Raw genomic sequence first — 22,580 nt, 5'->3', positions numbered from 1 at the left:
AGCTAACGACCCATTTAGATTTTTGTAATATGAAACACCACTTTAAAAAATGGTGGGTCGTACTGGACTTGAACCAGTGACCCTCGCCTTGTAAGGGCGATGCTCTCCCAACTGAGCTAACGACCCATATTACATACAGCAAATTTTCTTAATGGTGGGTCGTACTGGACTTGAACCAGTGACCCTCGCCTTGTAAGGGCGATGCTCTCCCAACTGAGCTAACGACCCATTAAGAATTTAGATATGAACACCATTAGGGAATAATGGTGGGTCGTACTGGACTTGAACCAGTGACCCTCGCCTTGTAAGGGCGATGCTCTCCCAACTGAGCTAACGACCCATATCTAAAACAACTCATTGCTGCGTTGTTGTGGGGCGCTATTATAGATAGAGTTGTAATTGTGTCAACACTTGAATGAGTAAAAATGTGTTAGATGCAGCTTTTATAAACAATGACATGGCATTTAAGCATTTTTTGGCGAACAAATATGCAATTTATATTCATAAGCTTATATTCAGTGCTTGATCTATAGCTCTATGCCTGTGCAAATCATTCCAAAATGATATGAATACAGTAAATCTTTAAAACGGTTTTTCATATCAATAAATTTGCATCAGTTAATTGCACTCTAGTTAGCACGATTAAAAACAAAGTAGGGTAGGGCGAAGTTGTTTTATTTAAAGCTTTAGGTAACGAACTTTATTTTGCATATAAATGTATACCTTTTTTAAGGGAGTAAATTCAAAAGCAGAGAGCCTTTGATAACCAACCAGCAATGCAATTAGCCCAAAATAGCTAATTTGATAGCGCTTTGTATAAAATACCTCCGTAACGGATTGATATTTAGTCAGCTTGTTGAAATTTAAATCATTTAAATAAACTTAGATAAAAAACTGTTGACTTTATTTGGGGGGCTGCATAGAATGCGCCCCGCACTCAGCGATACACAACCAACATTAATTGGTGGTGTGTATGCAAGTCGGGGCTATAGCTCAGCTGGGAGAGCGCTTCGCTGGCAGCGAAGAGGTCTGCGGTTCGATCCCGCATAGCTCCACCAGATTTGCATAGTGTTTGTCCTAGGGTTGCAGTTTTCTGCGTCCCCATCGTCTAGAGGCCTAGGACACCGCCCTTTCACGGCGGTAACAGGGGTTCGAATCCCCTTGGGGACGCCATTTACTTTAAGTAAGTGAGCAATTGCCAAGAAAATAAATATGTTAGTCTCGAGTACTTACATGTTATTTTAGTAACCTTAACTCCGATATGAGTAAAACTATCATTTAATGTCCTAGTGACACATTTTGTGTCCCCATCGTCTAGAGGCCTAGGACACCGCCCTTTCACGGCGGTAACAGGGGTTCGAATCCCCTTGGGGACGCCACTTAGTTTAAGTGCTGTGTTATTAAAAGCTCGTCTGAATCGAGTCTAACTATTCAGTTGTCCTAGTGACACATTTGTGTCCCCATCGTCTAGAGGCCTAGGACACCGCCCTTTCACGGCGGTAACAGGGGTTCGAATCCCCTTGGGGACGCCACTTTCTAAAAGTGCTGTGTTGTTAAAAACTCGTCTGAATCGAGTCTAACTATTCAGTTGTCCTAGTGACACATTTTGTGTCCCCATCGTCTAGAGGCCTAGGACACCGCCCTTTCACGGCGGTAACAGGGGTTCGAATCCCCTTGGGGACGCCACTTACTTTAAGTGCTGTGTTATTAAAAGCTCGCCTGAATCGAGTCTAACTATTCAGTTGTCCTAGTGACAATTTTGTGTCCCCATCGTCTAGAGGCCTAGGACACCGCCCTTTCACGGCGGTAACAGGGGTTCGAATCCCCTTGGGGACGCCACTTATTTAAGTAGGTTATGTGTAGTGGGGCGGTGAACACCACGCAATCTATGCACGACGTTATCAAGAGTACGAATCTCTTGGGGACGCCACTTACTAAAGTGTTGTGTTGTTAAAAGCTCGTCTGAATCGAGTCTAACTATTCAGTTGTCCTAGTGACACATTTTGTGTCCCCATCGTCTAGAGGCCTAGGACACCGCCCTTTCACGGCGGTAACAGGGGTTCGAATCCCCTTGGGGACGCCACTTACTTAAGTGTTGTGTTATTAAAAGCTCGCCTGAATCGAGTCTAACTATTCAGTTGTCCTAGTGACACATTTGTGTCCCCATCGTCTAGAGGCCTAGGACACCGCCCTTTCACGGCGGTAACAGGGGTTCGAATCCCCTTGGGGACGCCACTTACATTAAGTAAGTTAATGTGTTGGAAAGACTATCTTTTAAATCATTTCAAATAGAACTAAGGTTTTTTGACTTAAGATTCCTTATTCTCATATATCTTTACGATATAGACTCCATATATTTATAAAACTTTAATTCCTATTGAACACTTTTACTGATCATTTTATTACTTTATAGTATTTAGCAACTCATCAGCTAACCATAAGGAAATTAAAATGTTAGCTAAACGTGTTGTACTCATACTAATTTCTTTAGTCATTACTGCTTGCTCTGACTCAAATGAGGGAGTAGCGCTAGGAACGCTTGAGCGTGAGCGTGTGATCCATCCTGCAACGACTAACGAAATACTGATCGATTTACCCGTCTCAGCAGGCCAGTTGGTCGAAAAAGGGCAGGTGATTGCAAAGTTTGATGCCGAACTACAACAAGCGATTGTTGCTAAAGCACAAGCTCAACTAGCTCAAGCCACTGCATTTCTTGAAAAAACCTTGAATGGTGCTCGCCCCGAAGAAGTTGCTGCCGCATCAGCCAAAGTAGCAGCTGCCAATGCTGCATATACGCAAAGCGAAGCTAATTTTCGCCGTGCAAAAACCTTAGTTAAAGATAAACTCGCAAGTCAAGAAACCTTAGACAGTGCTACCGCTGCACGAGATGAGACTTTTGCTAATTTAGAATCAGCAAAGCAGAACTTAAATGAGTTAACAAATGGTTCTCGGGTTGAAGATATTAATAGTGCGAAAGCGCAAGTTCAGGCGGCAGAAGCAGAACTAAAAGTACAGCAAAAATACCTCTCAGATCTGTCAATTAAAGCGATGCGTGCTGGCAGGGTCGATAATTTACCTTGGCACGTAGGTGAGCGAGTTACTAAAGGCAGCCCTGTCGTTATTATCCAAGCAAACAGCGCACCTTACGCACGCGTATATATCCCTGAACCATATCGTGCCAAGCTCAATCAGGGGATGACACTTACGGTTCGCGTCGATGGCATAGATAAAGATATTCAGGGTGAACTGACCTGGATTGCTACAGAGCCAGCGTTCACGCCTTTTTATGCCCTTAATCAGGAAGAGCGTGCGCGATTAATGTATCTTGCTGAGGTAACACTACCTGCAAGTGAAAATAATTTACCGACAGGCGTACCTGCTCAAGTGATTATGCCATGACTGAATCGGTAATCCATGCCAAAGGTTTGGTAAAACAATTTGGCGACTTAAAAGCGATTGATAACCTTGATCTAGACGTTGAGCAAGGGCAAATTTATGGCTTTTTGGGCCCTAATGGCTGTGGTAAGACGACCGCAATCCGTATGCTTACGGGGCTATTGAAGCCAACCTCAGGTGATATCAATGTGCTTGGCTTGAGTCTGCCAAAAGATGCTGAAAAGCTCAGAACACAACTCGGTTATATGACGCAAAAGTTTTCACTTTATAGTGACTTGACCGTACTTGAAAACCTAAAGTTCATGGCGGCGCTTTACCCGTTTAAAAAGCAGCAAAAACAACAAAGAATTGACGAATTGCTCCATACCTATGGCCTTGATCAAAGAGTCGATCAAATGGCCGGAAGTATGAGTGGGGGCCAACGGCAGCGCTTAGCATTGGCTGCTGCAGTGATTAATAAACCGAAAATTTTATTTCTTGATGAACCAACATCGGCTGTAGATCCACAAAATCGCCGTGACTTTTGGGAAACACTGTTTGATTTAAGTAATGCCGGTACCACGATATTAGTCACCACTCATTACATGGATGAAGCCGAGCGTTGTCATCGTTTAGCCATTTTAGAGTCTGGTATTAAACGCGCGGATGGCTCTCCAAAGCAATTAATGACAGACATGCACGCTCATGTTGTAGAAATCGCAGGGGCGCAAACCAGAGAATTAAAAAAACAACTCGCAACAATCGACCATGTTATCTCGGCAACTCAGCTAGGTGCACAGCTGCGAGTATTAGTAAAAAAAGATGTTCAAGACCCCGTTGAGTTCATAAAACAGCAATCATTCTGCCAGGATACATGGCAAGTAAATAGTGTGCGTCCAAGCCTTGAAGACGTGTTTGTTACCTGCACAGGGCAGGGCCGACAATGAGTATTGTGACTTCATTAAGCCGCATAAAAGCAATTGTAAGCAAAGAATTATTACAATTACGTCGCGATAGAATGACCTTTGCGATGGTGGTGATGATCCCCCTTATCCAACTGATTCTATTTGGTTATGCTATTAACACTAACGTCAAAGATATCCCTGTTGCAGTGGTCGATCATAGTCAAACTGCGCTCAGCCGCATTTTAGTACAAACAGTATCGGCGACAAATGTGGTTAAAGTGACTGATTATTACGACAGTATTGAACAGGCACAAACAGCAATCGCCAGTGCGAAAGTGCGGGCTGTGCTGTTTATACCCCACGATGTGGCAAACCGACTTGCTCAGCACCCAACCGTTGGTTTTGGTTTGCCTGATGGCAGTAATGAGTCGTTAGTCAGGCCAATTGCGCATTGGTTAGTTGATGGCTCCGATACAATGGTCGCGTCGAGCATAAAATCGCTGCGCAATATGCCGCTTGCAGAGCTTCTCGATAAACCTGCGAATCGAACTTACCCTACCTTTGAGACGACCTTATTTTATAACCCAGAGCAACGCTCTGCGGTGAATATTGTGCCAGGTCTAGCTGCTGTCATTTTAACCATGACGATGATTATGTTTACCTCTGCTGCCATTGTTAAAGAGCAAGAGCGAGGTAATATGGAGCTCTTAATCACCTTACCATTAAGCTCACTTGAATTAATGATTGGTAAAAGTGGTGCCTTATATCTTCATTGGTTTTATTCAGTTATTTATTATATTAGGTATGGGTAAGCTATTGTTTCATATTCCTTTTGGAGGTTGTTTAGTCGCATTGGTTGTCGCAACCTTTGCCTTTATATGTGCCAGTTTAGTGCTTGGCTTAGTACTTTCGACAATCGCTAAAAACCAGCTTCAAGCAATGCAAATGACAATTTTCATTCTATTACCTTCTATTTTATTGTCAGGTTTTGTATTTCCCTATGAAGGTATGCCAAAGGCAGCGCAATGGCTTGCTGAGTGCCTGCCCGCAACGCATTACCTAAGATTAATACGCGGAATCGTGCTAAAAGATGTTAATTTAATAAGTATGAGCAGTGACTTACTTTGGCTTTTAGTTTTTACTATTTTGGGCTTGGCTGTGGCTGCATTTAGGTTTAAGAAAACCCTTGATTAGGCTGGGCAATTTAAGGCATATGTGCTTAACTAAAAAGTAATTTTAATTCATTTTGAGTAGACATTAGCGTGTGGCGAGTATTTTGGCTGGCGGTGCTATTAGTTACGTTTGATGGCTATGCAGCAACGATAAACCTAGCCCATACCATGAAGCATGAACATTTTAACCAATTGCTTAGTGAGTTTGCAGAGCAAAGCGGTTTAACGGTTAACTCTGTATTGGTTGACCAAAAGGCGCTAAAAGTCAGGCTGGTGCAAAATACCAGTACCAGCACCTCAACAGACGTTGTTATTGTACCCGCTGATCACTTAGGCCTTGATAAATATGCCAACTACAGCACCATTCCAGACTCACTCATAGCTGATACCACAGACAAGCGAACCTTAGAAACTGCAAAGTTAAACAATGAGCTCTTAGGTATACCCATCATTCAAGGGAATCACTTGCTACTTTTTTATAATAAGCAGTTTGTTAAAGAGCCAATAGAAAATTGGCAGGATATATACCAAATTCAACCAACATTGCCTGAAAAAATGAAACTCGTTACATGGAGTTTTATGGAGATGTATTGGTTTATCCCGTTCTTATCAGCTTTTAATGGCGACCTAATTGTAGATAATCAAGTTCAACTTAATACACCGGCTATGCAATCGGCTCTCAAATTTGTTTGGGGTTTAAATAAACAAAACCTGGTTGATAGGCAGTGCGATTACACTTGCTCAAATAATGCATTTAAAGCGCAGCAAGCCGCTTTCACCATTGATGGTGCATGGGCATTAAAAACTTATGAAGAGGCATTGGGTAATAATTTAGGAATACAACAATTACCGAAACTCAATGGTGAGTATATGCAGCCTTATTACTCAACCTTTGTGCTGGCATTTCCAAACCATGCTTTAAATGGCGCAAATAAAGAGAGCTTGATCAAATTTGCTAAATTGGTTCAAGCAGAAAAATTCCAAACACTGGTTTGGCAAAAGCTTCAAGATATCCCAGTTAACACTGAGGTTTTAAATAACCTTAAAGCACAACAAGGCACTGAGTTATCAACCTTAATTGATGCCATACAATTCACAAAGCCTATGCCTTCAACCGCATCTATGATCATCGTATGGGAAGTATTAAATAAAGGATTTATTCGCTATGGCAGTGGGGCCTTAACTGCTGAGCAAGCGGGGCTTTTTATGCAAGGGTTGGCAGAGCGTTCGATTGCCAATGAAGGGGATGAATGAGTAGTCCACGCTTTAGCCGCGCCTTATTTATCAGTGTATTACTACTGGTCATTATTCCCTTACTGATCCTTGCTGCTTTGATGATAGGGCGTTTCTATTTAAGCTCAATTGACCAAGCAAATACGAGTTTGCAATGGCAAGCTAGAAATAATGCAGCCAGTCTTGAACAACTCTTATTTAAGCTTGAGAAAAATAGCCAATTACTAAGTAGCACTAAGGCGATAACTGAGCTGCCAAATAAAGTGGTGTACTCACAGTTCGCGCTTGTGCAGCTACAAGAGTTTGTTGCCCAAAATCCACAAATAAAAGCCTCGATAGTAATTGATAAAAATGGGTTTATAGTTGAAGGGTATCCGATCACTTCTTTAAATTTGAATTTTAAACTCACTAAAAGCATTCTCGACAGCGCTCAAACATCAACAGAGCAAAACACAATTCAAATCATTGATAATCCACAAGTTACTGAGCTGCTAGCACCTTTACAGGCAAAACAAAATGCTTTACTGGCAATTACATCTACATTGCTACATGAGCAAGATTCTCTCAGTGAGCCAATAATTAAAACGGGCGTGTTAGTGTCTTTTGTGCCTTTATCAGAGGCGTTAAAGTGGCTTGCAATACACAATGAGCAACCGGTTTATCAAGCGGGTAAGCAGGTACAAATTACAGCACAAGATAACATTTTATATAGCGTGGGCGATGCTGGCGATAACGGCAAATTAATGGGGCAGGCCTCTATCAGTAATGTTTTTTTTGCAGGTAAGCCAACCAGTTTACAGTTCCAAATTAATGAAGCAAAAACCACCTACACCAGCGCTGTAAAGCAAACGGCTATATTGGCAGGCCTTTTAATTGTAGGACTCTCTATTATTTCATTTATCTTAGTGCGTTGGTTGACGGCACGACTCCATAACCCGCTAAATCGCATTACTGCTCTTAGTCGAGAATATGCATTAGGTAATTACAAACAAGATACCGACGATTTTCATTATCAAGAGTTTAAAGATATTGCAGATTCCCTCAGCAGCATGGCTGATACCATTGATATACAAATTACTTCATTACAATTAGAAAAACTTCGCGCTGAGCGCTCTGAGCAAGTTAAAAGCCAATTCTTAGCCAATATGAGCCATGAGATACGCACTCCGATGAATGGTATTGTGGGCTTTTTGCAGCTACTCAATAAAAGCACGCTAACACAAGAGCAAGCAGAGTTTGTAAGGCAAATTAATAACTGTAGTGATGTGTTATTAACCGTGATTAACGATATTCTCGACTTTTCAAAAATAGAGGCCAATAAAATAGAGCTCGAGTCGCGACAATGTGATTTAGTCGCGCTTTGCAAGGACCTTATCTTACTATTTAAACCGAGTTGTGATGCCAAAGGGGTTGGCTGCCGGCTTGAGGTCTCCTCATTACATTCGCTGAATGTAGAATGTGATGAAATACGTGTTAAACAAGTGCTGATTAACTTGCTCTCTAACGCCGTTAAGTTTACCAATCAAGGAGAGATAATTCTTTCGCTTACTCTGCAAAGCCGAGATGAACACCAGACAGCCGTCGTGTTATCGGTAAAAGATACAGGCATAGGTATCGCTGAAGATAAAATAACGGCCCTGTTTAATCCCTTTGTCCAAGCGCAAAATAGCACCACTCGTGAATATGGAGGGACCGGTCTTGGGCTTGCCATCAGTAAGGGGATGATTGATTTGATGGGAGGCACTATTGCTATCGACAGTGAGCTTGGCAAAGGCACCGAGTTTACCATTAATGTTAATTTTAAATCACTAAACCCACAGGATGCTAGCGCAAAAGTACTCCAATCAGATGAAGACACTCAGTTCGATTTTAAAGCCGTCGACAAGCCAATATTAATTGCCGAAGATAACCCGATTAATCAAATTGTTATCACTAAGTATTTAACTCAATTAGGTCTAAATTATGAATTGGCAGAAAACGGACAAATTGCCTGTGAGAAAACCCTAACACAAGATTACGCACTGATTTTAATGGATATCCAAATGCCGGTGATGGATGGATTAACTGCCAGCGAAAACTTACTTGCAAGGCCAGATTTTGATACGCCGATTATTGCGGTTAGTGCTAATGCTATGAAAGACGACATCGAAACAAGCGCAAAAATTGGTATCAGTGACCATATCGCAAAGCCAATTAATTTTGCTGAACTTGAAAAAGCACTCGCAAAATGGCTATCTCAGCAATCGCTGAAATAGCCGGTATGAATCAAAAAGTGGTGTTATCTTTTTTCTGAATTAACTCAATCGCATAACCGTCAGGGGCTTTAACAAATGCAATTTCAGTTGTGCCGCCTTTTACAGGACCCGGCTCACGACTCACATTACCGCCAGCAGCTTTAATGTCTTTGCAGGCTTTATAAATATCATCAAACTCGATAGCAATATGACCATATGCATTACCCAAATCATAGCTGTCTGTATCCCAGTTATAAGTAAGCTCAAGCACGGTCGAATCTTTTTCGTCACCATAACCGACAAAAGCAAGGGTGTAGCGGTACTCTTCGTTGTCTGCACGGCGCAGCTCTTTCATACCTAATACCTGCGTATAAAATTCAATTGATTTATCTAAATCAGCAACGCGAAGCATTGTGTGTAATAAGCGCATTATTAGCATCCTCTTTTTTGTCTTTAAATTCGCACAATTTCAATAACGCAGCATGGTTTAAGGCTGCGCATTAGAATTATCAAAAATGGATTATAAATTATTTCGATTGCATGCACAGTAGCATTGAGACAAAGTGTTTGATATGAAAAGGGTGATGTTATGCAGCAATAAATAGGGATTGCTGCATAACAATGAGGTATTTCAGGTTTAAACGTACGTTTAGCTTTTCACTTTACCTTTTAGTACATAAATTTCGCCATCAAAGCTCCCTTGAATTGTCAGGCCCTGACCCGCCAACTCTTTAAGATATTCGATATGCTCATTAGTGATATGTTGCCCCGGCACTAAAAGCGGGATACCAGGAGGATAAGGCGTCACTAATCCGGCACAAATTCGGTTGTTACTTTTGCTAATTGGTACAGATTCACGTTCGCCATAGAATGCATCACTAGGAATACAGGCTAAGTCTATAGCGGGTAGATTCTCTGGTAGGCGTGTGCGCCTCATTGAAGTGGCAAGTTTTACTTTACCGCTATCGAGTTTCTTCAGCGCATTGTAAAGGCGAATAATCTTTGAGCGTGTGCCGCCAAGAGTCAGTAAAACTAAAATGGTGCTGTGTGTATATTTTTCGATTTCAAGGCCAATTTCATCTAACAGGAATTTATGAATATCCTTTAATGAATACGGTAACTCACTAATATCGATAAGAATCTTCAATGGGTCGTGACCCATGTTATCGCCACTAAAATGTGGGAATATATCCATGAAATCTTGCTTATCGAGCACTTTAATATGTTTCAGTGAAGCCATTTGCTGCTTAAACTCAGCAACGTGATTCAACAGAGCATTCAGTAATTTATAACCTTCCATTTCTAATTGCTTTTGGCATACATCCAGCGAGGCAATGAGCTGATATTTTGGCGAGGTACTGGCGTAAATACTGTAGATCTCACGGAAGAAATCGGCATCGAAATCAGGGTCGTTAACATGAATATAAGACGCCTGAGAGAACGCTGAAACCACTTTATGTGCCGAATGGGTAACATAGTCTGCGCCAGCATTAATAGCTGAGTAGTGGCGTAAACTTGGATGGAAAAGCGAGTAAGCAAACCACGCTTCGTCGATAAACACTTTAATACCGTGCTGATGTGCAAATTCAACTACTTGTTTTAAATCGCTAAGCAGACCATCGTAGGTACAGCCGGTTAAAACCAGTAATTTAGCATCGCTATTTTGTTCAATCGCTTGCTTAATGTCAGCCAATGAAGGGGGCGCGAAGATACCATATTTAGGATTTAAAATACTCGATAAGTAAATAGGTAAACTAGCCGACTGCAAAATGCCGTAATGTACTGATTTATGACAGTTTCGGTCGATGATCACCTTATCGCCTTTACGCAGTAAAGTTTGCAAAATAATTTTATTTGAAGTGGATGACCCATTGGTAACAAAGTAAGTATGTTTTACTTCAAATGTCGCCGCCGCTGATTCTTGAGAGCGGCCTATAGTGTTGGTGCTGTCTGATAATGAGCCAAGCGAGTCGACAGAAACCGACAGGTCGCCAACAAACACGTTACGGCCATAAAACTGATAAAAGTCTTTAATATACGGAGAATTTCTAAAGCTAGCACCGCCACTGTGACCAGGTGTGTGCCATGAATCGTTCGATTCACCCACATAACGACGGTAGGCGGTCCAAAATGGCGTTTCTGAACGATCATCAAAGTCATTGATCATATAGCCCAAGATCGCTTCAGGGTCTGAAATGACCTCATCTTTGAAAAAGAAAGATTCAATTTCTTCTGACTCGTTAACTATTTCCAAGCCTTTCGTATCGTCACCAATAACATAAACAGGCAGCTCAAGGCGTATGCCTTTTAATTGCTCGATAAAACGGCTATAGGTGCGCTCGCCATTGTTCAGTACATCCCAACTAAGTACCACAGCTTGAATATCGCCATCTTCCTCTACATATTTCAACGCCTGCTTGAGCTCTATGCACTCAATAATGTCGATATCAACATCACTTCGCTCAAAATTAGGGATTGTTTTTTCTAGGTTCGTTGAAAGCTCTTTTAAGGTGGCAGGATCTTGTTCAATTAACAAGATACGAAGTAAAGGTAACATAGCAACTCATATAAAAAATTTCACATTACTCAACAGCATAACGAAAGGATGGAAGCTTGTGAAATGATTACGCTGATATTTTTTGTTCCGATACTGATTATACTTTTTTCGTGTTAATCGCAGATAGTTGAAATTACATGTTCTTACTGTAAAAGTAATGCTTAAGTAAAAGGTTAATTGAGCACTCAGCGATAAAGCCACTCAAGCCAGATACAGATACAGATAAAAATAAAGATAAACATGCTAGGGAGAATAAAACATGGCGTATGTTGCCAATTTCAAAATTGTAGTCATCTCTACATTGTTTGCGTTTTGTACGAACGCAGTTAATGCAGATGAAGTCTCAGATTCAAACAATAAAAAGTCGATACCCGAAGCCACTAAATTTGTGACCCAGCATAAAGGCACCTTTAATGGTACAAAGCTGAAATACAAAGCTGTAGCCGGTGAAACTTATTTGTTAAACAAAAACGAAGAGCCTAAAGCTGCTATCTTTTCGTTTGATTACATAGCCGCAGATGACAACAAGAACAGACCCGTCACATTTATCTGGAATGGTGGCCCGGGCTCATCGTCTAATTGGTTACATATGGGCGCTTATGGTCCGAAACGAGTCGTGGTACCAAGCGATGCAACGGCTCCTGGATTGGCTCCTTACGAATTAAAAGATGCGCCTGAGACGATACTTGATGTGACTGATATGGTGTTTGTGGACCCTGTTGGTACAGGTTACTCGCGCGCTTTAGGTGACACTGAGAGCAAAGCATTTTGGGGCTTGAAAGAAGATGCATCTTCTATCGCTGATTTTATTGCCCAGTGGCTAACAAAAGAAAATCGCTGGAATGCACCCGTATTTTTATTGGGAGAGAGCTATGGAACAACTCGAGCTGCTGCGGTTTCTAAAGTGCTTATGGATAAACACTTGATTAATGTAAATGGCATTATTTTTGTGTCACAAGCTTTAGACTATCAAGGTTCAAGCCCTTATGTTGATGACAACATCATTTCTTACATCACCTACATACCCACACTTGCTGCAACTGCTTGGTATCATAAAAAAGTAGACACATCAGGAAATTTTGAAGCGTTTATAGATGCGAGCCGACAATTTGCAGTTGATGAATTACTACCAGCATTATTTAAGGGTAATGCCCTTAGTAAAGCTGACAGAACGCGAATTGTTGACGGTCTTCACCGTTATACAGGGCTAAGCAAACAATATATTGAGCAGGTTGATTTACGCATTAACGCTTTTAGATTCGCTAAAGAGTTATTGCGTGATGAGGGTGTCGCAGTAGGCTTCCTTGATGGACGTTATAAGCTTGATGAAAGAGACGATTTAACTGCGGCTCCTAAACAAGATGCGTCAAAAGTGATAGGACCGGCATATAAAGCGGCACTGATGAAATACATGCGTACAGATTTAAACGTACAGTGGAAAAGAAAATACTTAAACCCAGGTGACCCTGAGCTATCAGATAACTGGCGCTGGCGCACAGCGCCTGATGGACAAGGCTGGGAGCCAACCTACGTCAATACTGCGCCGGATTTATCTTACGTGCTTCGCAGTAATCCACAAATGAAAGTGATGGTTGCCTCAGGGTATTACGATATTGTCACGCCATTTTTTGATGCAGAATACACCTTAAACAGACACGGTATATACGCTGATAAAATTGACTATCATTATTATCATGGTGGTCACATGATGTATGTTCACGAACCAGCAAGAGTGGCGCTGTTAAGAGATACGCGAGAGTTTATTAAAAAGCAGGTGAGCCAAAACCAGCGATAATGGCTAGGCTTATTGTGCCAAACCTTGTGTTTGGCACAATCTGCAAAATGAACTTACTGAGGTGATAGAAAAAGGTGAGCAACATCACCTTAAAATTGTTTGTCTTAGAGTAGACTTTAACTACTCAGTCTTTTCTTTAAACTCACACAAGTCTTCGATAATACAGCTGCCGCACTTAGGTTTACGAGCAGTACACACATAGCGACCGTGCAGGATTAACCAGTGGTGTACATCGACTTTAAATTCTTTAGGTACCACTTTTTCTAATTTTTGTTCTACAGCAACTACATCTTTACCCATAGCAAACTTAGTGCGGTTAGATACGCGGAAAATATGCGTATCAACAGCAATAGTCGGCCAGCCAAAGGCACAGTTTAAAACAACATTTGCAGTCTTTCTGCCAACACCCGGTAATGCTTCAAGTGCTTCACGATTCTCTGGTACTTCTGAGTTATGTTTATTGACCAGAATCTCACACATTTTATAGACATTGTTGGCTTTAGAATTAAACAAACCAATGGTCTTGATGTAATCACGAAGGCCTTCAAGGCCTAAATCAAGAATCGCTTGAGGCGTGTTAGCAACAGGGAATAACTTACGGGTTGCCTTATTAACACCCACATCTGTTGCCTGTGCTGATAAGGTAACCGCAACTAATAACTCAAACGGGCTTGAGTATTCAAGCTCTGTTTCTGGGTGCGGGTTTTGCTCACGTAGACGAGATAAGATCTCATAGCGTTTTTCTTTATTCATGGTGGCGTAAAGCACGCAGTGACGGTGCGTGCTCTCCTTTAAGTTAAACTTGTTACTCGGGCTCTTGGGCCTTTTTCTACTTCTGGAGTAACAACTTGCTTAGATTTTATTTGTGTATCAATGACATTTTTTGCAGCAATCAGTAAACCAAGTCCTAAAAAGGCACCCGGTGGTAAGATAGCTAATAAAAATTGGTTATCAAAACTAAATACTTCAATTCGAAGTGCAGCAGCCCATGGCCCTAATAATAAATCAGCACCATCAAACAGTGTACCTTGACCAATAAGTTCACGCATTGCCCCTAGCACCACTAAAACTAACATAAAGCCAAGTCCCATCATCAGTCCGTCAAAGGCTGAAAGTGGCACGGTATTTTTAGAGGCGAATGCTTCTGCGCGACCGATAATGGCACAGTTGGTAACAATCAGTGGAATAAAAATCCCCAATGATTGATAAAGCCCAAATGTATAGGCATTCATCATTAGCTGCACGATGGTTACAAAGCCTGCGATGATCATCACAAAAACAGGAATACGAATATCTTTAGGCACCCAGTTACGCACAATCGATACGGTGACGTTAGAACCAACCAGTACTAATAACGTTGCTAAACCTAGGCCTAATGCATTGGTAATCGTAGAAGTAACGGCAAGTAGCGGGCATAAGCCTAATAACTGCACAAGGGCAGGGTTATTAGCCCACATACCATCTTTAAATAAGGTTTTAACTTGGCTCATTACTTGGCTCCTTGACAGGTGTTTGGTGCAGCAAACAGATTATCAAATTCAGCTTGGGCAAACAGCACAGCTTGTTTTACTGAGCCGACAACGGCACGCGGTGTAATGGTTGCACCTGTAAATTGATCAAATTGGCCACCATCTTTTTTAACAGCCCAGCGGCTGTCATCTTCAGAAAGTACACTTTGGCCTTTGAAAAGGGTGATCCAGTCTGATTTTTTGACCTCAACTTTATCGCCAAGGCCCGGTGTTTCTTCGTGCTTAGTGACACGAACACCCGCTATTTCACCATTGGCAAAAACCGCCGTTAATAAGTTGATATCGCCGCTATAACCACTTGGTGTTACATGGCGCATTACTAAAGCATACGGCTTATTATCTTTGTAGGCGCGGTAGATTATTTGCTCTGGACGTGGCCCAAGGCGCTCATCGGTGATCACGACACAATCTTTGTATAGTTGATTGTCATAATGATGGGCATCAAGTACTTGTTGCAGCTGCTCTGCAAGTTGTTGCTTTTCTTGCTCTTCAATACGCTCAGCAGTCAGGCTATGAGTCAGGGCCACAGTGCCTGTGGTAATGAGCGCAAATGCTGTAAGAATAGCGCCGTTTTTAGTCATTGAGGAAAGGATCATTATTTCACCCCATGGCCGTAAGTACGTGGTTTCGTGTAGTAATCAATTAAAGGTACCGCCATATTTAACAGCAATACACTAAATGCCACAGCATCAGGATAACCACCGAAAGTACGAATTAAGTAAACAAGTAGACCAATTAACGCACCGTAAATTAAACGGCCTCTATTCGTTGTTGATGCAGAAACAGGATCGGTAGCAATAAAGAATGCCCCTAACATGGTTGCACCACTGAATAAATGAAATACCACGCCTGGCTCTGTGCCAGGAGCTGCAATATAACCAATACCACTGCACACGGCCAATGAGGATAAAAAGCTAACAGGGATATGCCAATTAATGATGTTAGCTTTTAATAAATAAAGCCCACCCACTAAAAAGCCGAGGTTAACCCAGCCCCAGCCAAGACCAAACCAGCCATTAAAAAGAGGCTTACTCATGCTCTCAGCCACCGTTAGGTGATGGGCGACATCTGTTTTTACGGTATCAAGCGGTGTTGCCATGGTTGTGCCATCAATCGCTACACGTAATTGATCAACACTAAAACCAGCGCTGGTAAAGCCATTGAAAATAACAGACAGTTGCTGTGAGAAGCTTATCGGAGATGCAAGTAAATCACTAACAGGTAACCAGCTTGTCATTTGCACCGGAAACGATACAAGTAGTAATACATAAGCTGCCATAGCAGGGTTAAATAAATTAAAGCCAAGGCCGCCATAAAGCTGCTTTACAATAACAATTGCAAACATACAGCCAATTACGATAATCCACCAAGGCGCTAAAGGCGGAATACTCAACGCCAGTAATACGCCAGTTAACCACGCACTACCATCACTGAGTGTTGGCCAAACTTTGCGTTTACGAAGTAGTAAAACAGCGGCTTCACAGGCGCTAACTGTAATTAGCGCGAGAACAAGCTGAATTAACACAGCGCTACCAAAGAAGAAAACCTGCGCGATTAAGCCTGGAATACACGCAGCAATCACTGTCATCATTAATCGGCTTAATGATTTATGGCTATGATTATGCGGCGAACTCGCCATGGTTAGTTTCATGACTTATCGTTTCCTTCTTGTTGTAACTTTTTCGCTTTAGCTCTTGCAATGGCACGAGCGACCGCTGCTTTTTTCTTATCTTCGCTAGACTCAGGTTCATCAACCTGCGGTTTTGAATCATCCGTATCGCTTGAATCATCAAGTTGTTCTGATGATTCGTCACTCTGCGCTTGCTCTTTAGCGGCTTTTTTCGCTTTGGCGCGAGCGATAGCGGCAGCAACGGCAGCTTTTTTCTTATCTTCGCTAGATTCAGGAGCATCAGACTGCGGCTTGGCATCAGCCTCATCATTTGAATCATTTATTTGCTCTGAAGAATCGTCACTCTGTGCTTGCTCTTTAGCGGCTTTTTTTGCTTTGGCGCGAGCGATAGCGGCAGCAACGGCAGCTTTTTTCTTATCTTCGTTAGATTCAGGAGCGTCAGCTTGTGGCTGGGCATCTGCCTCAGCACTTGAATCATTAGTTTGCTGTGAAGAGTCGTCACTCTGCGCTTGCTCTTTAGCTGCTTTTTTGGCTTTAGCACGGGCGATAGCAGCTGCAACAGCAGCTTTTTTGTCATCAACTGGCGCGCTATCTTCTTCAGCTTCAGTTTGATTCTCAGCAGCTTGTGCTGCTTTTTTCGCTTTAGCACGGGCGATTGCAGCAGCAACAGCAGCTTTTTTGTCATCAACTGGCGCGCTATCTTCTTCAGCTTCAGTTTGATTCTCAGCAGCTTGTGCTGCTTTTTTCGCTTTAGCACGCGCGATTGCAGCAGCAACAGCAGCTTTTTTGTCATCGACCGGTGCGCTATCTTCTTCAGCTTCAGTTTGATTCTCAGCAGCTTGCGCTGCTTTTTTCGCTTTAGCACGGGCGATAGCAGCTGCAACTGCGGCTTTCTTATCATCTTTTGGTGCTGAGTCTGCTTCTACGTTATCTTCTGCAGCTTGCGCCGCTTTTTTCGCTTTAGCACGGGCAATAGCGGCAGCAACCGCAGACTTTTTATCGTCTTTATCGACGCTTTCTTCACCTTGCTCTAATGCTTTCTGTTCTTTGTATTTACGCGCCTGTTCTTTACGCGCTGCACGCTCTTTAGCTACTTCAGAGTTATCAGGCTCAAGCTCTGCACCTTGCTTTTTCGCTTTTGCACGGGCAATAGCTGCGGCTACGGCTGATTTGCTGTCTGTATCATCAGATTTAGCTTTAACTCGGGCGAGTGCATCGGCCACTTTTTGTTTTTCGTCATCTGACTTAGCAGCCGGCTTACGTTTGTGGCGGTTTTGACGCTCTTCTTGTTCGCGCTCTAAACGATCTTTACGCGCTTCAAAACGCTCTTTTGCTCGCTCTGCTTTGATTTGCTCTGCTTGCTGTTCTTTAATTTCGGCTTTGGCAACGCGATAGTACTGTACCAAGGGGATTTCACTTGGGCATACATAAGCACAGGCACCGCATTCAATACAATCGAATAAGTTGTGCTCGTTGAGTTTGTCGTATTCTTTTGACTTAGCGAACCATTGTAATTGCTGAGGTAACAATGAAGCAGGGCAGGCGTCAGCACAGGCGCTACAACGAATACAGGCTTTTTCATCACCCGGCTCAGCAAGTTCTTGGTGATCTGGCGCTAAAATACAGTTCGTTGTTTTAACCACACCAATGCGCACGGTAGGTAGAGTAAAGCCCATCATTGGACCGCCCATGACCACACGTTGTTGTGGAACCGGTGAAAAGCCTTGGCAGTCTAATAAATGTTTAATTTCGGTGCCTAGTAAAGCCCACACATTACCTTGTTTGTGAATGGTGTTACCGGTTACCGTTACTACACGCTCTATCAGAGGTTTACCTTCATATACGGCTTGATTTACCGCAAACAAGGTACCGACATTTTGCACCAGCATACCAATATCGGCAGGAATACTGCCACTTGGGACTTCTTTGCCCGTTAGCAGCTTAATTAGCTGTTTTTCACCGCCGGAAGGGTAAACCGTTGGTACTGTTTGCACTATGATGCTGTCGTTATGTTGTGCTGCGAGTTTCATGGCAGCAATGGCATCAGGTTTATTATCTTCAATACCAATAATTGTCAGCTGTGGACTTAACAGCTGCTGCATTAATTCAATACCGGCAACTATGCCATCGGCATGTTCGCGCATTAGCATGTCATCAGCGGTAATATATGGCTCACACTCGACGGCATTAACAATTAAAAACTCAATGGCTTTACGGGTATCTGCTTTTACATAGGTTGGGAAACCTGCGCCGCCCATACCGGCAATACCGCTTTGATGAATAACATCAACAAGTTCATCATGCGACAGTGCTTTGGCATCAGTCACAGGGTTAAGCTCGCACCAGTTATCTTTACCATCAGGTTCAATAATAACGCTAAGCTCAGGCAACGCTGATGGATGAGCTGACGGCATTGGACAAATATCGCTGATCAGCCCAGATGTTGGCGCGTGCACAGGCACAGACCAATTGCCGCTTGGTTTAGTTAATGCTTGACCTTTAAGAACCTGCTGGCCTTTTTCAACAATCAGCTTACCGTTAGCACCAATGTGTTGTTTTAGTGATACAACAAGTTTGTCTGGTAGCGGCAGTCTTGTAATGGCTTGCGTTGTTGATTGTTGTTTTTGACCCGGTGGGTGAATACCACCAGGAAATGGCCACACTTTACCTTGTTTAATTTGATCTATTAGCTTTTCCATCTGTGCTCCTAATCTACCTGAGTCACAGGGATTGCGTTTAATTGCCATTTCCAGGTTTGTTTGGTTTCTTTAACAGGCAGCATATCAATACAGTCTACAGGGCATGGTTCAACACATAAGTCACAACCGGTACATTCATCGATTAACACAGTGTGCATTTGGCGGGTTGCGCCGACAATGGCATCAACAGGGCAGGCTTGAATACATTTGGTACAGCCAATACATTCATCTTCTCGAATATAGGCAACTGTTTTAATTGGCTCTGCTTGCTCACCGCCAGCCAGCGGTTTTGCCTCAACACCCATTAAATCAGCGAGTTTTTTTACCGTGGCTTCGCCGCCTGGTGGGCACTTATTGATTTCATCACCATTGGCAATCGCTTCAGCATAGGGACGACAACCTGGGTAACCACATTGGCCACATTGTGTTTGCGGTAAAATGGTATCAATTTGGTCAACGATAGGGTTGCTTTCAACGCGAAAACGCACGGCGGCAAAACCTAAAATTAAACCAAATATAAGCGCTAATGAACCTAACGCTATCAAAGCATAAAACAAGGTCATATTAAAACTTCACTAATCCTGTAAAACCCATAAAGGCCATCGACATAAGGCCTGCGGTGATCATCGCAATTGAAGCACCCTTAAAAGGAGCAGGGACATCAGCCGCGGCTAAGCGCTCACGTAATGCGGCAAACAGTATTAACACCATAGAGAAGCCGACAGCGGCACCAAAGCCGTATACAGCAGATTGTAAAAATGAGTGGTCTTCTTTGATATTAAGTAGGGCAACACCTAATACCGCACAGTTGGTGGTGATAAGCGGTAAGAAAATCCCTAATAAGCGATAAAGTGTCGGGCTGGTTTTTCTCACCACCATTTCGGTAAATTGCACGACAACAGCAATCACCAAAATAAAGCTCATGGTACGTAAAAACGCGATATCCAGCGGGATCAAAATATAATGATTCACCAGATAACTGGTCACGGAGGCAAGTGTAAGTACAAAGGTTGTGGCTAAAGACATACCAATCGCGGTATCTAACTTACCCGATACACCCATAAAAGGGCATAAACCTAAGAATTGAACTAAAACGAAGTTGTTGACTAGCACAGTGCCAATCAATAACAAGACATACTCTGTCATGCGTGCCTCACGAGAATAAAAACGGCTCTATTATCCTTTTTTATGGGGGCTGACACAACACATGAGGGACGAATAGCTAAAATTAACAAAGCTGTTTACGATTAAAGTGTTAAAGCTAAGTTAATAGATGGAATAGGCCCAAAAACAGTAAGGTTTTTTGGGCCTTTAAGAGGGGGCTAAATGTCTTTTGGCTTTTCGATGTAATAACCTTGCACACCATCAAGACACAGTGTTTCGATAATATGCTTTTCTTCTTGGCTTTCGACACCTTCAGCGAATACACTCACACCAATGCGGTGAGCTAAATCCACCATTAAGCGCATGAAGTATTGGTTATTTTTATCTTCTTCAAGGCCGCGAGTATAGCTTGCGTCCATTTTGATAAAGTCTGGTTTTAAGTCTCTAAAGAATTTAAATGACGTTAATCCCACACCAAAACGTTCTACAGTGATGCGTGCACCAACACGGTGAACCATATCGATAAAGCGCTTACTTGCTTTAATGTTTTGTTGTAAACCAAACTCACTGACTTCAAATACCAGTTTTGAGGCAATATTGCTGTCTTTTAAAAGTCGACGTTCTAGCCAGATCACAAATTGATCATTGTGAGCACTTGAAGCTGTAACATTAATACCGAAGAATTTTTCAGAGAAGTTACGCGTTTTGACCTTTTCCAGAGTGCTATCGATAATTAAGCGGTCAATTTCCATTGCCATTTCTAATTTTTCAGCCATAGCCAGGAAAGAGGCGGTCGGTAGCATTTGGTTTTCTGCGCTTTTAAAACGCACTTGGATCTCAGCATAAGCTTTAACACTTTTACCTATCGGCATAATGTTTTGCATCACTAAGTGTACACGTTTTGATTCTATTACTTCGTTAATCACTTTGCGCCAGTTTTGATTACCAAAACCAGCACTGGCATTATTAACTAAGTCAGTTTCACGCTGTACATGCCATGCGTTCGCTTGTTTTGATTGCGCCATGCTCATTGCGTTATCAACAATCGATAACAATTCACCAAGCGGCTTACCTTTTTCGTAACCGACAATACCCGTATTTGCTACTGAGCTTAATTCTTGGTTTTGCTGATACTGTGTAAAGCGTGATTGTAAGTTGTCACCGAAACGCTCTGCTTCTTTAAGTGGGGTATTTGGCAATACCACTGCAAAATCTGAGCTATTTAAACGAAAAACCTGACTGCCAGTGTATGTGCCACTGATATGTTTAATAATATCGGCCACACCTTTTACGTATTCATCACCTTTTTGGTAACCACGGGTTTGGTTTATGGTTTGCAATTCGCTACAACGCACCATGGCAAGTGACCCAAAGGTACTTTTTTCTGCGTTTTCAATATTCTTCTCGTAGTACTCAACAAACATATTACGGTTGCCAAGGTTTGTGACTACATCTTTATACGCTTCTTTTTTAATGCTTAGCGCATTGTTTTGAATATCATCATGTTTAGTTTGTAAGAAATGCGATAGACGATTGAAAGAAGGAATTAAATCTTTGCTTAGTTTTTTTAGACGCGTGGTGTCCATTGCTTGTTCAAGGTCGCCATTAACTTGATTTTGGTTAATGTAAATGTCAACGATATCCGAAATCGTGGTGCTAATTTTACGATTAAGGCGGCGAAACATGCTCTTCATATAAATAATAGGAAGTAGGGCGATAAGGCCTGAAATCAAAATGACAATGAATAAAGACTCTAGTAAGAGGCTAGCAAGATTATGCGCATTAATCGTGAATTCGACTTTAATGTCGGATGTTTGGTTTACGGCAAACTGAGGACGAATTGAATTAAAACTATTATTAACTATTTCTGCAAACAAGGGCAGGGACTGGCTTGATTCAACCATGCCTACCACTTGACCCGATTGATCACGGATCACAAGCTTAGAAAAGGTACTGCCATCGGCAAATGCTTTTTGAATTTTCTCTGGTGCAAGTTGTTCAATTGTTTGCGTATTTATATATGCGTTTACGACACGCTGTGCTTTTTGCTGAGCATCACTGACTGCGCTATCAAAGCTTAGTGCAATAAAGTAACCGCCCAAAAGTGCAAACAGCAACCAAGATATAAGTTGTATGAAAATTAGTTTTTTAAAGCCAGCCATGTTCTTATCTTTTAAAAGCCTAAAGGAAGGAATCAATTCCTTGATTGATTGCTTTAAGTATAGTCGTTGTATTCTAAAGCATAATACAGAATAAACTAAAATTAGGTTAGATTATAAGTGCTTTAAAGTCTAATACAATCGACGAATAGTAGTAGATAAAAAGTTTAATGGATTCGTGGAGTTGG

15 protein-coding genes, 11 tRNA genes and 1 pseudogene are annotated in these 22,580 nt (G+C 42.1%); 14 read left to right on the top strand and 13 right to left on the bottom strand.

Annotated features, from left to right (window positions below):
* Positions 1-50 precede the first annotated feature (50 nt).
* The 3 genes from C2M33_RS18540 to C2M33_RS18530 all read right to left on the bottom strand — a co-directional run bounded on the left by C2M33_RS18540 (position 51) and on the right by C2M33_RS18530 (position 340).
* Positions 51-126 (bottom strand) — tRNA-Val (locus C2M33_RS18540).
* Between the two features lie 26 nt (positions 127-152).
* Positions 153-228, bottom strand: a tRNA-Val gene (locus C2M33_RS18535).
* Between the two features lie 36 nt (positions 229-264).
* Positions 265-340 (bottom strand) — tRNA-Val (locus C2M33_RS18530).
* Positions 341-982: 642 nt separating this feature from the next.
* Between C2M33_RS18530 and C2M33_RS18525 the strand changes: the two genes are divergently transcribed.
* From C2M33_RS18525 to C2M33_RS18465, 13 genes and pseudogenes are all read left to right on the top strand, one after another.
* Positions 983-1,058, top strand: a tRNA-Ala gene (locus C2M33_RS18525).
* A gap of 39 nt (positions 1,059-1,097) precedes the next feature.
* Positions 1,098-1,173, top strand: a tRNA-Glu gene (locus C2M33_RS18520).
* Between the two features lie 130 nt (positions 1,174-1,303).
* Positions 1,304-1,379: transfer RNA gene (locus C2M33_RS18515), tRNA-Glu, on the top strand.
* A gap of 77 nt (positions 1,380-1,456) precedes the next feature.
* Positions 1,457-1,532 (top strand) — tRNA-Glu (locus tag C2M33_RS18510).
* Positions 1,533-1,610: 78 nt separating this feature from the next.
* Positions 1,611-1,686 (top strand) — tRNA-Glu (locus tag C2M33_RS18505).
* 77 nt (positions 1,687-1,763) lie between these two features.
* A tRNA-Glu gene (locus tag C2M33_RS18500) sits at positions 1,764-1,839 on the top strand.
* A 168-nt stretch (positions 1,840-2,007) separates the two neighbouring features.
* A tRNA-Glu gene (locus C2M33_RS18495) sits at positions 2,008-2,083 on the top strand.
* 76 nt (positions 2,084-2,159) lie between these two features.
* A tRNA-Glu gene (locus tag C2M33_RS18490) sits at positions 2,160-2,235 on the top strand.
* Between the two features lie 216 nt (positions 2,236-2,451).
* Positions 2,452-3,399 (top strand): HlyD family secretion protein, encoded by a 948-nt coding sequence (locus tag C2M33_RS18485; RefSeq protein WP_105175135.1) that lies wholly within the window; start codon positions 2,452-2,454, stop codon positions 3,397-3,399.
* Complete coding sequence (locus C2M33_RS18480; RefSeq protein ID WP_062567026.1) at positions 3,396-4,322, top strand: ABC transporter ATP-binding protein; 927 nt, start codon at positions 3,396-3,398, stop codon at positions 4,320-4,322. The genes C2M33_RS18485 and C2M33_RS18480 overlap by 4 nt, the downstream gene beginning before the upstream one ends.
* A pseudogene (locus C2M33_RS18475) lies at positions 4,319-5,474 on the top strand (ABC transporter permease). Before C2M33_RS18480 ends, C2M33_RS18475 begins: the two are co-directional and overlap by 4 nt.
* Positions 5,475-5,542: 68 nt before the next feature.
* Positions 5,543-6,706, top strand: coding sequence for a sugar ABC transporter substrate-binding protein (locus C2M33_RS18470; protein WP_063707016.1), 1,164 nt, complete (start codon positions 5,543-5,545; stop codon positions 6,704-6,706).
* Positions 6,703-8,940 carry an ATP-binding protein gene (locus tag C2M33_RS18465; protein WP_063707026.1) on the top strand — a complete coding sequence of 746 codons (2,238 nt, stop codon included), beginning with the start codon at positions 6,703-6,705 and terminating at the stop codon, positions 8,938-8,940. The genes C2M33_RS18470 and C2M33_RS18465 overlap by 4 nt, the downstream gene beginning before the upstream one ends.
* 10 nt (positions 8,941-8,950) lie before the next feature.
* On the opposite strand, the gene gloA is transcribed toward C2M33_RS18465, so the two are convergent.
* Together gloA and C2M33_RS18455 are read right to left on the bottom strand one after the other, a co-directional pair.
* On the bottom strand, positions 8,951-9,349 hold the full coding sequence (gloA, locus tag C2M33_RS18460) for a lactoylglutathione lyase (protein WP_105175134.1): 399 nt from the start codon (positions 9,347-9,349) through the stop codon (positions 8,951-8,953).
* Positions 9,350-9,568: 219 nt separating this feature from the next.
* Positions 9,569-11,476: an aminotransferase class V-fold PLP-dependent enzyme gene (locus tag C2M33_RS18455; RefSeq protein WP_054553700.1), complete on the bottom strand. Its 1,908-nt coding sequence runs from the start codon at positions 11,474-11,476 to the stop codon at positions 9,569-9,571.
* Between the two features lie 259 nt (positions 11,477-11,735).
* Between C2M33_RS18455 and C2M33_RS18450 the strand changes: the two genes are divergently transcribed.
* Entirely contained in the window at positions 11,736-13,271 is a 1,536-nt protein-coding gene (locus C2M33_RS18450) for a S10 family peptidase (protein WP_105175133.1), read from the top strand.
* Between the two features lie 120 nt (positions 13,272-13,391).
* On the opposite strand, the gene nth is transcribed toward C2M33_RS18450, so the two are convergent.
* The 8 genes from nth to C2M33_RS18410 form a co-directional block, all read right to left on the bottom strand.
* Positions 13,392-14,024: an endonuclease III gene (gene nth, locus C2M33_RS18445; RefSeq protein WP_054553695.1), complete on the bottom strand. Its 633-nt coding sequence runs from the start codon at positions 14,022-14,024 to the stop codon at positions 13,392-13,394.
* Between the two features lie 38 nt (positions 14,025-14,062).
* Positions 14,063-14,761, bottom strand: a complete 699-nt coding sequence (locus C2M33_RS18440) for an electron transport complex subunit E (RefSeq protein ID WP_105175132.1) — start codon at positions 14,759-14,761, stop codon at positions 14,063-14,065.
* Positions 14,761-15,396, bottom strand: a complete 636-nt coding sequence (rsxG, locus tag C2M33_RS18435) for an electron transport complex subunit RsxG (protein ID WP_063707037.1) — start codon at positions 15,394-15,396, stop codon at positions 14,761-14,763. Before rsxG ends, C2M33_RS18440 begins: the two co-directional genes overlap by 1 nt.
* Positions 15,396-16,451, bottom strand: coding sequence for an electron transport complex subunit RsxD (gene rsxD, locus C2M33_RS18430; protein WP_105175131.1), 1,056 nt, complete (start codon positions 16,449-16,451; stop codon positions 15,396-15,398). Before rsxD ends, rsxG begins: the two co-directional genes overlap by 1 nt.
* Positions 16,448-19,129: an electron transport complex subunit RsxC gene (gene rsxC / locus C2M33_RS18425; protein ID WP_105175130.1), complete on the bottom strand. Its 2,682-nt coding sequence runs from the start codon at positions 19,127-19,129 to the stop codon at positions 16,448-16,450. Before rsxC ends, rsxD begins: the two co-directional genes overlap by 4 nt.
* A gap of 8 nt (positions 19,130-19,137) precedes the next feature.
* On the bottom strand, positions 19,138-19,692 hold the full coding sequence (rsxB, locus tag C2M33_RS18420; protein ID WP_063707044.1) for an electron transport complex subunit RsxB: 555 nt from the start codon (positions 19,690-19,692) through the stop codon (positions 19,138-19,140).
* Between the two features lies 1 nt (position 19,693).
* Positions 19,694-20,275, bottom strand: coding sequence for an electron transport complex subunit RsxA (gene rsxA, locus C2M33_RS18415; protein ID WP_063707046.1), 582 nt, complete (start codon positions 20,273-20,275; stop codon positions 19,694-19,696).
* 176 nt (positions 20,276-20,451) lie between these two features.
* Positions 20,452-22,395, bottom strand: coding sequence for an EAL domain-containing protein (locus tag C2M33_RS18410; protein WP_105175129.1), 1,944 nt, complete (start codon positions 22,393-22,395; stop codon positions 20,452-20,454).
* Positions 22,396-22,580: the final 185 nt, after the last annotated feature.

Origin of the sequence: Pseudoalteromonas sp. T1lg122 (assembly GCF_002964825.1) — a bacterium.
In the GTDB taxonomy this organism is placed as follows: Bacteria; Pseudomonadota; Gammaproteobacteria; order Enterobacterales; family Alteromonadaceae; genus Pseudoalteromonas; species Pseudoalteromonas gelatinilytica.
The sequence above is the reverse complement of the archived record's forward strand: the minus strand, read 5'-3'. Positions and strand labels throughout refer to the sequence as shown.